Source organism: Anaerococcus sp. C0059F3 (assembly GCF_056590475.1).
The window spans coordinates 1-14,018 of record NZ_JBWPWE010000020.1; the positions used below are offsets into that span (position 1 = coordinate 1).

General features: G+C 39.3%; 12 protein-coding genes and 1 pseudogene. 11 read left to right on the plus strand and 2 right to left on the minus strand.

The window, feature by feature from the left end; genetic code table 11:
- Nucleotides 1-282: 282 nt before the first annotated feature.
- A pseudogene (gene tnpA, locus AC1EJ5_RS09750) lies at nt 283-705 on the plus strand (IS200/IS605 family transposase).
- A 133-nt stretch (nt 706-838) separates the two neighbouring features.
- Here the strand turns inward: tnpA and AC1EJ5_RS09755 are convergent.
- Entirely contained in the window at nt 839-1,729 is an 891-nt protein-coding gene (locus tag AC1EJ5_RS09755) for a glycyl-radical enzyme activating protein (protein ID WP_479815985.1), read from the minus strand.
- A 121-nt stretch (nt 1,730-1,850) separates the two neighbouring features.
- Between AC1EJ5_RS09755 and AC1EJ5_RS09760 the strand changes: the two genes are divergently transcribed.
- The 10 genes from AC1EJ5_RS09760 (at nt 1,851) to AC1EJ5_RS09805 (ending at nt 12,770) form a co-directional block, all read left to right on the plus strand.
- A complete protein-coding gene (locus AC1EJ5_RS09760; RefSeq protein ID WP_479815987.1) occupies nt 1,851-2,843 on the plus strand; it encodes a Gfo/Idh/MocA family protein in 993 nt (330 codons plus the stop codon).
- A 991-nt stretch (nt 2,844-3,834) separates the two neighbouring features.
- Nucleotides 3,835-4,839, plus strand: a complete 1,005-nt coding sequence (locus AC1EJ5_RS09765) for a PTS sugar transporter subunit IIB (protein WP_308749480.1) — start codon at nt 3,835-3,837, stop codon at nt 4,837-4,839.
- Between the two features lie 9 nt (nt 4,840-4,848).
- Nucleotides 4,849-5,664, plus strand: coding sequence for a PTS mannose/fructose/sorbose transporter subunit IIC (locus AC1EJ5_RS09770; RefSeq protein WP_479815989.1), 816 nt, complete (start codon nt 4,849-4,851; stop codon nt 5,662-5,664).
- A 9-nt stretch (nt 5,665-5,673) separates the two neighbouring features.
- Nucleotides 5,674-6,606: a PTS system mannose/fructose/sorbose family transporter subunit IID gene (locus AC1EJ5_RS09775; RefSeq protein ID WP_308749482.1), complete on the plus strand. Its 933-nt coding sequence runs from the start codon at nt 5,674-5,676 to the stop codon at nt 6,604-6,606.
- A 1-nt stretch (nt 6,607) separates the two neighbouring features.
- Nucleotides 6,608-6,964: a DUF956 family protein gene (locus tag AC1EJ5_RS09780; protein WP_223418898.1), complete on the plus strand. Its 357-nt coding sequence runs from the start codon at nt 6,608-6,610 to the stop codon at nt 6,962-6,964.
- A gap of 150 nt (nt 6,965-7,114) precedes the next feature.
- Nucleotides 7,115-9,175 (plus strand): elongation factor G, encoded by a 2,061-nt coding sequence (fusA, locus tag AC1EJ5_RS09785; RefSeq protein ID WP_223419058.1) that lies wholly within the window; start codon nt 7,115-7,117, stop codon nt 9,173-9,175.
- 16 nt (nt 9,176-9,191) lie between these two features.
- Nucleotides 9,192-11,183 (plus strand): alpha-amylase family glycosyl hydrolase, encoded by a 1,992-nt coding sequence (locus AC1EJ5_RS09790; protein ID WP_479815992.1) that lies wholly within the window; start codon nt 9,192-9,194, stop codon nt 11,181-11,183.
- Nucleotides 11,183-11,689 (plus strand): GDSL-type esterase/lipase family protein, encoded by a 507-nt coding sequence (locus AC1EJ5_RS09795; RefSeq protein ID WP_479815994.1) that lies wholly within the window; start codon nt 11,183-11,185, stop codon nt 11,687-11,689. The genes AC1EJ5_RS09790 and AC1EJ5_RS09795 overlap by 1 nt, the downstream gene beginning before the upstream one ends.
- On the plus strand, nt 11,690-12,565 hold the full coding sequence (locus AC1EJ5_RS09800; RefSeq protein WP_479815996.1) for a mechanosensitive ion channel family protein: 876 nt from the start codon (nt 11,690-11,692) through the stop codon (nt 12,563-12,565). It begins immediately after the preceding gene.
- Entirely contained in the window at nt 12,543-12,770 is a 228-nt protein-coding gene (locus AC1EJ5_RS09805) for a DUF951 domain-containing protein (protein ID WP_209774708.1), read from the plus strand. Before AC1EJ5_RS09800 ends, AC1EJ5_RS09805 begins: the two co-directional genes overlap by 23 nt.
- A gap of 154 nt (nt 12,771-12,924) precedes the next feature.
- On the opposite strand, the gene AC1EJ5_RS09810 is transcribed toward AC1EJ5_RS09805, so the two are convergent.
- Nucleotides 12,925-13,809, minus strand: coding sequence for a fructose bisphosphate aldolase (locus AC1EJ5_RS09810; protein ID WP_479815998.1), 885 nt, complete (start codon nt 13,807-13,809; stop codon nt 12,925-12,927).
- Nucleotides 13,810-14,018 lie beyond the last annotated feature (209 nt).

Sequence of the window (14,018 nt, forward strand, 5' to 3'; positions counted from 1 at the left end):
AGGAAAGAACAAAGAAATACCAGAGCTAGTTTAGTTCTAACTCTGGTATTAGGTCCAACTTTGTGGGGTCACTTTAATGAAGTGGGTGGTTTTTATTGTCCACTTAATTGAGTGAAACAAAAAACCACCTCCTATGCAGGTGGAAGAATTTAGCTTTAGCTTCAAGCACTAAGAAAACCTCCTTAAAGTATAATTGTGATAATCACATGCACAATTAAACAAGGAGGTTAAAACTTGGACAAGAATAGTTTATCACATACCAAGTGAAGATGAAAATACCACATAGTTTTTGCACCAAAATATAGAAGACAAGTAATATACAGGCAATTGAGAAAAGACATAGGCAGTATACTTCGCGAATTATGTTCAAGAAAAGGAATAAAAATAATAGAAGTAGAACTATGTCCAGATCATATCCACATGCTTGTAGAAATCCCACCAAAATATTCAATATCACAAATAATGGGATATTTAAAAGGAAAAAGTTCATTAATAATATTTGATAGACATGCCAACCTAAAATATAAATACTGAAACAGAAATTTTTGGTGTAGAGGATACTATGTAGATACAGCAGGCAGAAATGAAAAGAAAATAAAAGAATATATACAAAATCAATTAAAAGAAGATTATTACGCTGACCAAATAAGTATAAAGGAATACTATGACCCGTTACGAGAGAGGAAGTCAAATAAGAACAAATAAAAAAACTGCTTCAGCAGTAGTTGGGAAAGTGGTGCATGTGATGGAATATTCGGAGCCCCAATAGGGGCGTGCCGGTATTCGCGCCTTATAGGCGCTGTGCAAACTACCAGCTAATCTGGTAGTTTTGAATAGTTTATACCCAAGCCTTGATGCCAGATTCTTCAAGGATTTTCACCATATCGGTAAGGTCGTCATCAACTAAGGCTTTTTTATCGCTGTAATCGTATTTTATCCCGTAATTTTCATACTTGCCCTTGCCAAATTGGTGGAAGGGAAGGAGTTGGACCTTTTCTATCCCCAAATCATTAAAGAGTTTGGCAAATTCATAGGCATCTTCTTTTGAATAATTAAAATCAGGTATTACTGGTATCCTTATTAGGTAGTCTTTTGCGTTTTTGACCACATCCCTTAGGTTGTCTAGGATAATCCTATTTAGGACTCCAGTTTTTATTTGGTGGACTTCTTCATTCCAATTTTTACAATCGGCTATGAAAAGGTCGAGATAAGGGTAAAGTTTGGAGACATTTTCTGGATTTGTAAAAAGAGTGGTTTCAATGGCTGTATGAAGCCCCTGGGCCTTAAGCTTTTTTACTAATTCTACAAGTAAAGTAGCCTGCATAAAGGGCTCGCCACCGGAAATGGTCACGCCACCTTTCGAAGAATCATAAAAGACCTTATCTTCCATGGCGATTTCTACCAATCTATCAAGGTCCATGGGGCGACCGACCTGATCGTATTTCACACTATTTTCCTCAATACCATTGGCCTTTAAGAGGTCAAAAAATAAATCATCCTCTATTATGTAGCCGTCTTGGTCAAAATTTAGCTCATTTTTTTTTACATCAATTTTTGTTCTGTTTTCATCTTTTAAGAATATATTCACATAGGGATTTTGGCTTTCTGGATTAGAACACCACTTACACCTTAAGGGACAACCCTTAAGAAAGATTGAAGTTCTAATGCCTGGCCCATCGTGAAGGGAAAATTTTTGTATATTAAAAATCAGAATTTTTTCGTTTTGCATTTACTTTCTCCTATATTTTAAAATATACTACTTTTATACAAAATTACAATGAATTTCATACGAAAGATTTAGAAAGGGAAAAATTGGGTAAGAATATTATAAATATAAGAAAGGAAGTTTTATGAAATTAGGAATTATAGGGGCGGGGATGATCGCCCAGGAAGTATTGACTTTCATAAATGAAATAGAAGGCATTGACCCAGTTGCCATTGCCGCCACTCCTATGAGTGAGGATAAGCTAAAAAACTTGTCGGAGAAGTATGGAATAGGTGAGTATTACACAGATTATGAAAAACTTTTGGCAAATCCAGATGTGGAAGTGGTTTATGTGGCTCTGCCAAATAATCTCCACTATGAGGTTATGGATAAGGCTCTTGATGCAGGGAAAGACATCATCTGCGAAAAGCCTTTTGCTGACAATGTCAACCAGGCCCTTAGGATTTTCAAAAAGGCGGAAAGCAAGGGAAGGATAGTCCTTGAAGCCATGTCAAACCGCTTTATTCCAAATGCTTTGAGAGTCAAAGAAGAAATTTCAAAGCTTGGGAAAATTAAAATCGTATCCTTTAACTATTCCAAATATTCATCCAGGTACGACCGTTTCAAAGCTGGTGATATAGCCCCAGCTTTTTCACTGGGAAATGCAGGTGGCGCCTTGATGGACTTAAATGTTTACAATATAGACTACGTAGTAAACCTTTTTGGGAGGCCAAAAGATGTGAGATATTTCCCTAATATAGAGAGGTCAATAGATACATCTGGGATTTGCCTTTTAGACTACGAGGACTTCAAGGTTGTTTGTATCGGGGCCAAGGACAGCTCAGCAAGCCTAGTAAACTCAATCCAAGGTGAAGACGGGACTATAGAAATCCCAGACTCTCTAGGTTCCTTTGGATCCTATAAGATTAAAAAAACAGGTGGGGATTATGAAAGCCACAACGAAAATGAGGACAAATCAAGACTCTACTACGAATTTGTAGAATTTGAAAAAATCATAAGGACAAGGGATATGGACAGGGTAGAAAAACTAAAAGAAATAACCTTAATCACAGCCGAAACCCTAAATCAAGCCAGAATAGAAGCAGGAATCTTCTTCCCAGCCGACAGCGAAAATTAAGAAAAAAAGGCAAAAATAAGAAAAACAACACAAAATTTTCTGTTTTTTGTGCTAATGTGATATAATAAAAGTGCTGATTTGTTGGAAAAGCAAGATAAAATTGAATAAAAAATCCAAGATAAAGCTCGTTTGAACTTCAAAAACAGCTTCAAAGAAAAATTTATTGTAATTATTAAATAAGAAAAGAAGCTTGTATTTTGAAAAAGTTGTAGGAATCTTTATATAAAGATAATGACGAATGTATGAGTAGAACTCATCCGAAATTGGACTAGGAGGTCCCTGTCTCACCGAGCCGATGGGCTTGCTTTCGGTCGGGACGAGGGCTGCGGGGTTTAAAATGTTTTGGAATCCAAGCGACTTTGCCGGAAGGCAAAGAGTGGAAAACCAAGTTTTTAAAATCTCAAAGCTCCGTAAAAAATTGCACTGAAGAAATACTAAAAGAAATAATTAGTAAATGCTGAGGGAAAATCGAAAACTAAAGAAAAAGTCCGACTAGATTGCAATTTTAGGAGCTTTGAGATTTTAAACTCCGAAAAATCGCCAACTCAAACAAGGGAACCTCCATACAAAAAAAGCTTGCCGAAAGGCAAGCTACTACTCTCGCCCTCCGCTAAGGAGCCGTTCGGGGGTGTAACGGGAAGGGGTTTAAGGGGAGCCCGATGAGGGACCCTACGGAAGGTCCCTTGGGGCTCCCCTTTAAACGAAGCTATTCAGAATAGAAAAATCATTATCTAAAAGACGAAGTTCCGAAGGGAAATAGTAAATAAAATAAATCTATTAAAAATACGGGTATTTCAAATAATAAAAAAAGATAATATTCTATTTTAGAATAAAAAATGCAAAATCTTGGATTTTAATAAATAATTTTATATTGTATAAAAACAAATCAAACTAGCATAGGAATGCAAAAAAATCGAGCTGCATTCCGGGAATGCAAAAAAAAAACAAAATAACTGGAGTTTTTCCAGGAAAAAAAGAAAGGAGAGATGTTATGGTAGGAATCATCCTTGCAAGCCATGGGGCTTTTGCAGAGGGGATCAAGGAGTCTGCTCAAATGATTTTTGGCCCACAAGATAAGTTTGAAGCAGTTGTTCTAAAGCCTTCCATGGGTCCAGATGAATTTAGGGCAAATCTAGAGGCGGCTATTAAAAAAGTCGATTCAGAACAAATCCTATTTTTATGCGACCTTTGGGGCGGCACACCTTTTAACCAATCTTCAGCTGTTTTTGACGGCCATGAAGAAAATTGGGCTATTGTCGCAGGTCTAAACCTTCCTATGGTAATCGAGGCCTTATCTGAAAGATTCACAGTTGAATCTTCTCACGAGATTGCCAAGGTTATTATAAACAGTGCCAAGGACGGCATTAAGGGAAAACCTGAGGAAATTAACCCAGCAGAGAAAAAGGCGGCAGCCAGTGAGGCGGCAGATAGTGAAGTCGAGAAAAAAGTTGTTGGAGGAACTATTCCAGAAGGCACAGTTCTTGGCGATGGCAAGATTAAAATCGGCCTTGCTAGAATCGACACAAGACTTCTTCACGGCCAAGTTGCAACTACTTGGACAAAGACAGTTGGTCCTGACAGGATTATCGTCGTTTCAGACAAGGTTGCCCACGATGAGCTTAGAAAATCAATGATTATGGAGGCTGCTCCTCCAGGAGTTAAGGTTCACGTTATTCCAATTAAGAAGATGAACGAAATTGACAAGGACCCACGTTTTGGTCTAACTAAGGCACTTCTATTATTTGAAACCCCACAAGACGTTCTAGAATACGTTGAAGGTGGCGGAGAACTTTCTGAAGTCAACCTCGGTTCTATGGCCCACTCTAAGGGCAAGGTTGTTGTGACAAACGCCCTTGCTATGGGCCCTGAAGATGTGGAAACCCTTGAGAAATTAAAGGCTAAGGGCATCAAATTTGATGTTAGAAAGGTGCCAGCTGACAGGGCTGAAAACCTAGATAGCCTTCTTCAAAAAGCGAAATCTGAATTAAATATATAGGAGAGATTAATGAATTTTATTAATATAATTTTAATCGGCCTAGTAGCTTTCCTTGCAGGTTGTGAAGGTATTTTGGACCAATTCCAATTCCACCAACCAGTTGTTGCTTGTACCCTAATCGGTCTTGTAACAGGCCATCTTAAGGAAGGTATCATACTTGGCGGATCACTTCAAATGATTGCCCTCGGTTGGGCAAACGTAGGTGCAGCAGTTGCCCCAGATGCGGCTTTGGCTTCAGTAGCTTCAGCTATTATCATGGTTCTTGCCCTAGAAGGTGGTAATGCTAATGCGACAGATGCTATAAACACATCTATCACCCTTGCTATCCCATTATCAGTAGCAGGACTTTTCCTAACCATGCTTGCTAGAACTTTGGCTATTCCATTAGTTCACGGTATGGATGCAGCGGCAGAAGATGCTAACTTTGGAAAGATTGAAACCCTATCATGGCTAGCAGTTGCCATGCAAGGTGTCCGTATCCTAGTTCCAGCCCTTGCCCTTTGCTTCATCCCACCAGCAGTTGTCACAGAACAACTTAACAGGATGCCAGAATGGCTAACAGGCGGTATGGCAGTAGGCGGTGGCATGGTAGCAGCAGTAGGTTATGCGATGGTAATCAACATGATGAGTACAAAAGAAACCTGGCCATTCTTTGCCCTAGGTTTTGTAATCGCAGCCATTCAAAAACTAACCCTAATTGCTCTAGGTGTTATAGGCGTTGTTCTTGCAATAATTTATATGACCCTAAAGAGCCTTGCTACATCTAACCCAGGCGGAAATGCCGGTTCTGGTGACCCACTTGGCGATATAATCAATGATTATTAAGGAGTGACTATGACAGATACAGTAAATAACAAAAAAATTCTTCTTTCAGATGCTACTCGTAAAAAAGTGTGGTGGCGTCACCAATTCCTCCAAGGTTCTTGGAACTACGAAAGAATGCAAAACGGTGGTTGGGCATTTTCTATGATCCCAGCTATCAAAGAATTATATCCAAAAAAAGAAGACCAAGTAGAAGCTCTTAAAAGACACTTAGAGTTCTACAATACCCACCCTTACGTTTCAAGCCCTGTTATGGGTGTAACCCTCGCTATGGAAGAGGAAAGAGCCAACGGCACACCAATCGACGATGCAGCTATCCAAGGTGTAAAGGTTGGTATGATGGGACCTCTAGCGGGTGTAGGGGATCCAGTATTCTGGTTTACCCTTCGTCCAATCCTAGGTGCTCTTGGTGCATCTATGGCCCTTACAGGTTCAATCATCGGTCCACTTATTTTCTTCATAGCCTGGAATGCAATCAGGATGATCTTTGAGTGGAAGACCCAAGAAATGGGCTACAAGGCAGGAAACCAAATCACCAAAGACCTTTCAGGCGGACTTTTAGGTAGGATTACCCTCATGGCCTCAATCCTTGGTATGTTCATAATAGGTGCCCTAGTACAAAGATGGGTGTCAGTAAACTTTGCAGTTGATGTTGCAAAAGTAACCCAACAACCAGGTTCTTACATTGATTGGGCAGCCCTACCAGCAGGTGCAGAAGGTATCCAAGCGGCCCTAAAACAATATGCAGCCATAGGACCTACAGCGCTTGACCCAGTTAAGGTGACAACCCTACAACAAAACTTAGACTCACTAATACCAGGCCTTGTACCATTACTACTAACCCTTGGTATTTGTAAGCTATTAAAGAAAAACGTATCACCAATCACAATTATCCTTGCTCTTTTTGCTATAGGTATAGTTGCGAAATATTTCCACATTATGTAATATGGTAGAAAGTCAAAACACCAAGATCGACTACCAAACTAAGGCAAATTACCTGGGAGGGTTCACCAGCCATGGTGACCTCCTAGTAGGTAATAGGGCCCTAGAATATTACAACGAAAGAAATGTCAGAGATTTTATTCAAATTCCATACACAGAAATTAAAATGGTGACAGCATCGGTATTTTTTAAGAAAAAGATTACCCGCTTTGCTATCCACACCAAAAAAAACGGGGATTTTATCTTTAATAGCCCTGACAACAAGGCTATCCTAAGAGCCCTTAACAAATATCTTCCAGATGACAAATTAAGGAGGTCTTTGACTGTGTGGGACTATTTGAAAAGGAAGTTTAAAAAATAAACTCCCGGTAGGGGAGTTTTATTTTCCCAACAAGTGAAAACATTTTCTTGTAGGGGTAGAAATTTTATGCGAAATATTATATAATATTATTATAAATATAAAAATGGACAAATAATTAACAATAGATTTAAGTCCAGAAGGAGATATATTATGAAAAATTATAAGACATCTAAGATCAGGAATTTAGCCTTAGTAGGGCATTCGGGTGCAGGTAAAACATCACTTACTGAAGCCCTTTTATTCAAGACCGGAGTTATAGATAAAAAAGGTAGGACAGAAAATGGCAATACAATTTCTGACTACGAAAAACAAGAAAAGAAAAGACATATTTCTCTTCAAACATCAATAATTCCAATAGAGTATAACGATTTCAAACTAAATTTCATAGATTCTCCAGGATTTTTTGACTTTGAAGGCGAAGTGCTCCAGGCTCTAAGAGCTTGTGAAAGTGCACTTTTTGTAATAGACGGTGAAAAGGGAATCGAAGTTGGTACAGAAAAATATTGGAAGTATACTCAAAAGATTAACCTCCCATCTGTTATTTTCGTTAATAAACTAGATAAGGAAAACGCTAATTTTAACAAGGTTGTTTCTGACCTTCATATCGAATTTGGCAAGAAAATCATTCCTCTAACCCTAATGCTCGGCGAAGGCGAGAACTTCGAAGGCATTATCGACGTTATGGATAAAAAAGCCTATTCTTATGAAAATAACGAAAAGAAAGAACTCGAAATCCCAGAAATCAGAGTGGCAGAAGTAGAAGAAGTTTATAACCAAGTTATAGAAGCTGTTGCCGAATCTGATGATGAATTAATGGAAAAATTCTTTGAAGGCGAAGAATTCTCTGAAGAAGAAATCAGAGAAGGTCTATCTAAGGCCATCCTTCAAGGTAAGGTTGTTCCACTAATTGCTGGTTCTACAGAAAAGATGATTGGTTTAACTTCACTTCTAGATGTGATTTGCAAATATATGCCATCTATAGATGACGAATCTGCAAACATTGGTTTTAGGGTTAAAGAAGGTTACCAAGCTTTCGAAACCAAGGAAGATGCACCATTCTCAGCTGTAGTTTTCAAGACCCTTGCAGACCCATTCCTTGGCAAGATTTCAATCTTCAAGGTAGTGAGCGGTTCCATTTCCAAAGACGATAAACTTTATAACGCAACTAAGGATTCTGATGAAAAGATTTCTTCACTTTTCTTCCTCAGGGGCAATGAACAAATCAAGACAGACAAGGTTGTTGCGGGCGATATAGGTGCCTTTGCTAAGCTTGATAAGACTCAAACTGGCGATACACTCTGCTCTAAGGAAAACAAAATCGAATACAAACAGATTAAGTATCCAAAACCAGTTTTATTCTATGCAATTAAGGCAGTTAGTCGTGCGGATGAAGATAAGATTTCAGAAGCTTTACAAAAACTAAATGAAGAAGATCCAACCTTTGCAAACGAGATGAACAGAGAAACCAGCCAACAAGTATTATCAGGCCTTGGCAATGTTCAACTTGAAGTTTTGATGGATAAATTAAAAGACAACTATTCTGTAAATACAGAAATTATTGAATATAAGATTCCTTACAGGGAAACAATCAAGGGAAAATCAGACGTACAAGGTAAGCATAAGAAGCAATCCGGTGGTGCAGGCCAATACGGTGACGTATTTATCAGGTTTGAACCAAGCGAAGAAGACTTTGTCTTTGATGAAGAAGTATTCGGCGGCGCTGTGCCAAAGAACTATTTCCCAGCAGTAGAAAAAGGTCTTGAAGAATCCCTAGCAGAAGGCCCACTTGCAGGCTACAAGGTTACAGGTATTAAGGCAACACTATACGATGGTTCTTACCACCCAGTTGACTCAAACGAACAAGCCTTCAAAACAGCAGCAAGAATTGCCTTCAAGAAGGGTATTGAAGAAGCAGACCCAATCCTTCTAGAACCTGTTATGAGTCTAGAAATCAACGTTCCAGATGCAAACATGGGTGATGTAATGGGCGATATGAACAAGAGACGTGGTAGGATTTTAGGTATGGAACCACAAGCAGACGGCAGCCAAGTTATCAAGGCAGAAGCTCCACTTGCAGAAGTCCTTACCTACGCCATCGATCTTAGAAGCCAAACATCAGCTAGGGGAACATTCTCAATGGACTTTGTAAGATACGAAGAAGTTCCAAAAGAAATTACACAAAAAGTTGTAGAAAGCAAGAAAGAAGACTAAAAGTCAGGAGGCAGCAATGGCAAAATGGGAAATACTAGATATAGACCCTTACTTAAGTGACTATGAAAACGACATAAATCTAAGGATGGATAGGCTAGAAGAGCAAAAAAAGAATTTTTTAGCTGGTGGTAAATCACTTAAAGAATTTGCCAACGCTCACAACTACTACGGCTTTCACAAGGTTGACGGAGGCTGGATTTATAGGGAATGGGCCCCAAATGCAGACGGGCTTTACCTTATAGGAGACTTTAACAATTGGGACAAACATTCTCATCCCCTAACAAAGATTAACGGAGGGGACTGGGAAATCTTTGTAAAAGGCATTAGGACCATCCCTCACAAGTCCCGCCTAAAAGTCCTAGTTGACGCTGGTGGAAAGATTATGGAGAGAATTCCAATCTATGCCACAAGGGTGGAAAGGAATGAAGACTTTGATTTTGCAGCAATTTTAGAAAATCCACGCAAGGACTTTGAGTGGACCGACCAAAAATTCAAAATCCAAAACAAAGACCTTTTGATCTACGAAGCCCACATAGGCATGGCAGGTGAAGAAGGCAAGGTCTCTTCCTACAAGGAATTTGAAAAATACGTTCTTCCAAGGATTAAAAAAGGCGGCTACAACACAGTCCAGCTAATGGCTATAGCCGAACACCCTTACTACGGATCTTTTGGTTACCAAGTGGCAAACTTTTTTGCCCCTTCTTCTTGGTATGGAGAGACAAGAGATCTCAAAAGCCTTATAAATACAGCCCATGAAATGGGCCTCAATGTGATAATGGACCTAGTCCATTCCCACTCAGTTAAAAATACAGCCGAAGGTATCAATGAATTTGACGGCACAGACTACCAATTTTTCCACGCAGGTCCTGAAGGCAACCACCCAGACTGGGATTCCAAACTTTTTGACTACCACAAGGGTGGAGTTGTCCACTTCCTACTTTCAAATGTGAAATATTGGCTAGAAGAATTCCACTTTGACGGATTCAGGTTTGATGGGGTCACATCCATGATCTACAAGGACCATGGCCGTGGAGAGGCCTTCGATTCTTACGCAAAATATTTTTCTATGAATACAGACATAGATGCCCTAAATTATTTGCAAATGGCAAACGAACTCATCAGAGAGATCAAACCAAAGGCCATCACCATTGCAGAGGATATGTCAGGTATGCCTGGCATGTGCCTACCTGTTAGCCAAGGCGGAATCGGCTTTGATTACAGGCTTGCCATGGGTATGCCAGATTTCTGGGAGAGAACTTTGAAGAGAGATGACCACGATTGGGATCTTTCAAATATGTGGTATGAACTTACAACCCACAGGCCAAACGAAAAGAGAATTGGCTATGTAGAAAGCCACGACCAGGCCCTAGTTGGTTCAAAAACCACAATCTTCCAGCTAGCTGACGCTGAGATGTACGATTCTATGGCCATTGACATCCACAACTTTGAGATAGATCGCGCCATAGCTCTCCACAAGATGATTAGGTGGATTACAATCTCAGAAGGAGCTGATGGCTACCTAAACTTTATGGGCAATGAATTTGGCCACCCTGAATGGATTGATTTTCCAAGGGAAGGCAATGGTTATTCTTACCACTATGCCCGCCGCCAATGGTCACTTAGAGATGCAGATCATTTGAAATACAAGTTTTTGGCAGATTTTGATGAGGCGATGATAAATTTTGCCAAGGAAAACCACCAATTAGGCAACGAAACCTATAGGCTCTGGTTAGATAATGACAGGAAAATTATAGCCTTTAGAAACAAGGATATAGTTTATCTTTTCAACTTCCACCCAACCAATTCCTACGAGTCCTTCCACCTACCAATCCACGACATTGGAGAATTTAAGGTAGTCATGGACACAGACGAGGCAAGGTTTGGCGGTTTTGACAGGATTAGCCATGGAGTTGTCTACGACACAGAAAAACTTCCGGGCACAGACTACGACGGAATCAAGATTTATATTCCTTGTAGGACTGCCCTTGCCCTTAAAAAGGTCAAATAATGAAAATAATATGTTTGGGAGATTCCTTCACAGAAGGCTTTCTCGTCGAAAACAGATCATACACCCGCTTTCTAAGTAAGGCGGGTTTTGATGTTGTAAACCTTGGCAGAAATGGGTTTACAAGTGGGGAAATGCTAGCCAGATACGAAGACTACATTATGATCGCAGACCCTGCCGACCTTTTGATTATCTTTGGGGGAACAAATGACTTTATGTTGGGCTACTCGGTTGATTTGGTTTTTAAAAACCTAAAAAGTATAGTAGACCTAGGTCAGGCAAGGAAAATCCTCGTTATAAGCCCACCCTTAGTTGAAGAAGAGGAATTTTACCCGGTTTATGGAGAGATAAATAAGAAGATCGCTAGCCTTAAGGAAAAAATCAAGACCTTGGGAAAAGACTATATCGATGCCGAGGAAATCCCCGGCCATTACCTAGATGGAGTCCACCTAGCAAGCGACTTTCACGAAAATCTTGCCGTAAAGATTAAAGAAAAGATTGGAGAATAAATGGAAAATTTAGAAAGCCAAGTATTTGAAAACCTTGAAAAAAACCAGATGGTAAAAAGTCTTATGAAAAATGTCTTGATTTCAAGACTCATAACCATTGGCCTTGCCATCTTAGCTGGCTTTATCCTAATAAGAATTGCCAGAAAGGCCCTAGATAAATTTTTAAACAAAAACCAGTCTTCCAGAATGGCTAACCCAGCCAAGATTGAGACAATAAGCAAGCTTTTGTATTCGATAATCAAGTTTGCCATTATTTTTATAGTAATAAATATCATCCTCGATTCTGTTGGAATCAACACATCTTCCCTAATCGCAACAGCTGGTATAGGTGGTATCGCCATCGCCTTTGGATCTCAAACCATTATCCAGGACTTTATAATGGGGATTTTCATCGTGGTTGACGACAGAATTAGGGTCGGAGATTGGGTAATAGCAGCAGGTTGCGAGGGTACAGTTGAACAATTAAACCTAAGGACCACCCTCATCAGGGATTTCAACGGTTCCCTACACATTATCCCAAATTCAAAAATCGCCAACGTCCAGAATTTCAACAGGGGAAGGGCCCTAGCTCAGGTTACTTTCTCCCTTCCATACGAGGTAAGCCTTGAGGAAGCTAAGGAAATTGTTCAAATCGTGGCAAGCAAACTCAAGAAAGATCCCGACTTTAAGGGCAAGGTAGTCGAAGGTTTTGAATTCTTTGAAATTTCGTCTTTTGAGCCGATTGTCTACATTGTAAAGATGATTGCAACCACCAAGGACGGCTACCAATGGGCCTACCAAAGGGCGGCACGTGTCCTAATTAAGGAAGAGATGGAAAAAAGAGAAATCAGGGCGAAAAAAGTGGAGATAGGAAATGAAAAAATACAAGTTAAATGATATAATCACCCTCAAAAAAGGCCACCCTTGCGGGGAAAACCTCTGGCAAATCGAAAGGCTAGGGGCAGACATTAAATTAAGGTGCTTGGGATGTGATAAAATTATTTGGATGAAAAGACTAGATTTCGACAAAAAAATCAGAAAAATAAAAAATAAGGAAGGCAAGATGGTTTCTATTGTAAACTACGAGCCTGAAGAAGATTAAGAAAAACAAAACTCCTAGCTGATAAAGACTCAGTTAGGAGTTTGTTTTTTTGTTCGATTTTACAATTTTTTATAAAATTGCGCTTATTAATTAACAAGCAAATTTCACGACAAATTCGCTTTAAAACCTATTTCTAAAATCGAAAATGTAAGGTTTATATACTTGCCTGGTAAATTGCCTCGATAGACTTATCAAGTTTGTCGGTAAATTCTTCCTCGGTGTCGTTGATATTTAAGCCTTGGGCAAGGGCCCTAGAGAAAGATGCGATGACATTTTTGTTAGCCTTTAATTTCTCGTTGGCTTCATCCCTTGAGTATCCGCCAGAAAGGGCTACAACCCTTACAGTTTGTGGATAATCCAAGAGGTCGTCATAGTGGTTGGCCTCCTCTGGAAGGGTGAGCTTAAAGATAAACCTATAATCATCTGGTATATCCTTAAGGGCTTCAACCATATAAATATTAAGGATTTCCTCGATTTTTGCTTTATCTTGGGCGTGAATATCAACTTCTGGCTCAATAATAGGCACAAAACCAGCCCCGAAAATCCTCATTGCATAGTCAAATTGTTGGTCAACTATATCCTTGATACCCTCTTCGTTATATTCATAGATAACAGAACGCATCTTTGTGCCGAATATATGTCTCTCTTTTGCATTCTCCAAAAGCTCGTCAAGATGAAGCATAGGTTTCATAAGGCGGACGCCGTTTAATTCCTCAGCCAAACCTTCATCAACCTTAAGAATAGGAACCACACCCTTGTCTTCCCAAAGATAATCAGCTGTGTACTTATCGCCAACCTTAGAATTCATAGTAACCTTAAACAAAATCGCCCCAAGAATCCTATCCCTATTAAAGGCAGGGTTAGTGATAATCCTCTTTCTCATTTCATGGACCAGGTCAAACATCTCCTCATCATTCTTATAGGCATCTTCATTCACACCATAAAGCTTAAGAGCCTTAGGTGTAGACCCGCCACTCTGATCAAGGGCAGCAATGAAACCCTTATCGTTTTGCATCCTTTTTAATTGTTCAGAATTCATAATCGCCTCCTAATATACCTATACCCAGGAAATCAAAAAAGCCTTGAGAAATTACAAAAAATACATTTAATAGATACATATAATAGAAGGAAAATAGAAAGTAAATATCAAAGAATAAAAGATAAAGAAAAATTTAAAAAAATATTTGACAAAGAACTTTTTGGATGTTATAGTATTAAATGTCGGCAAGAGAGAAACTTGTTCAAAGT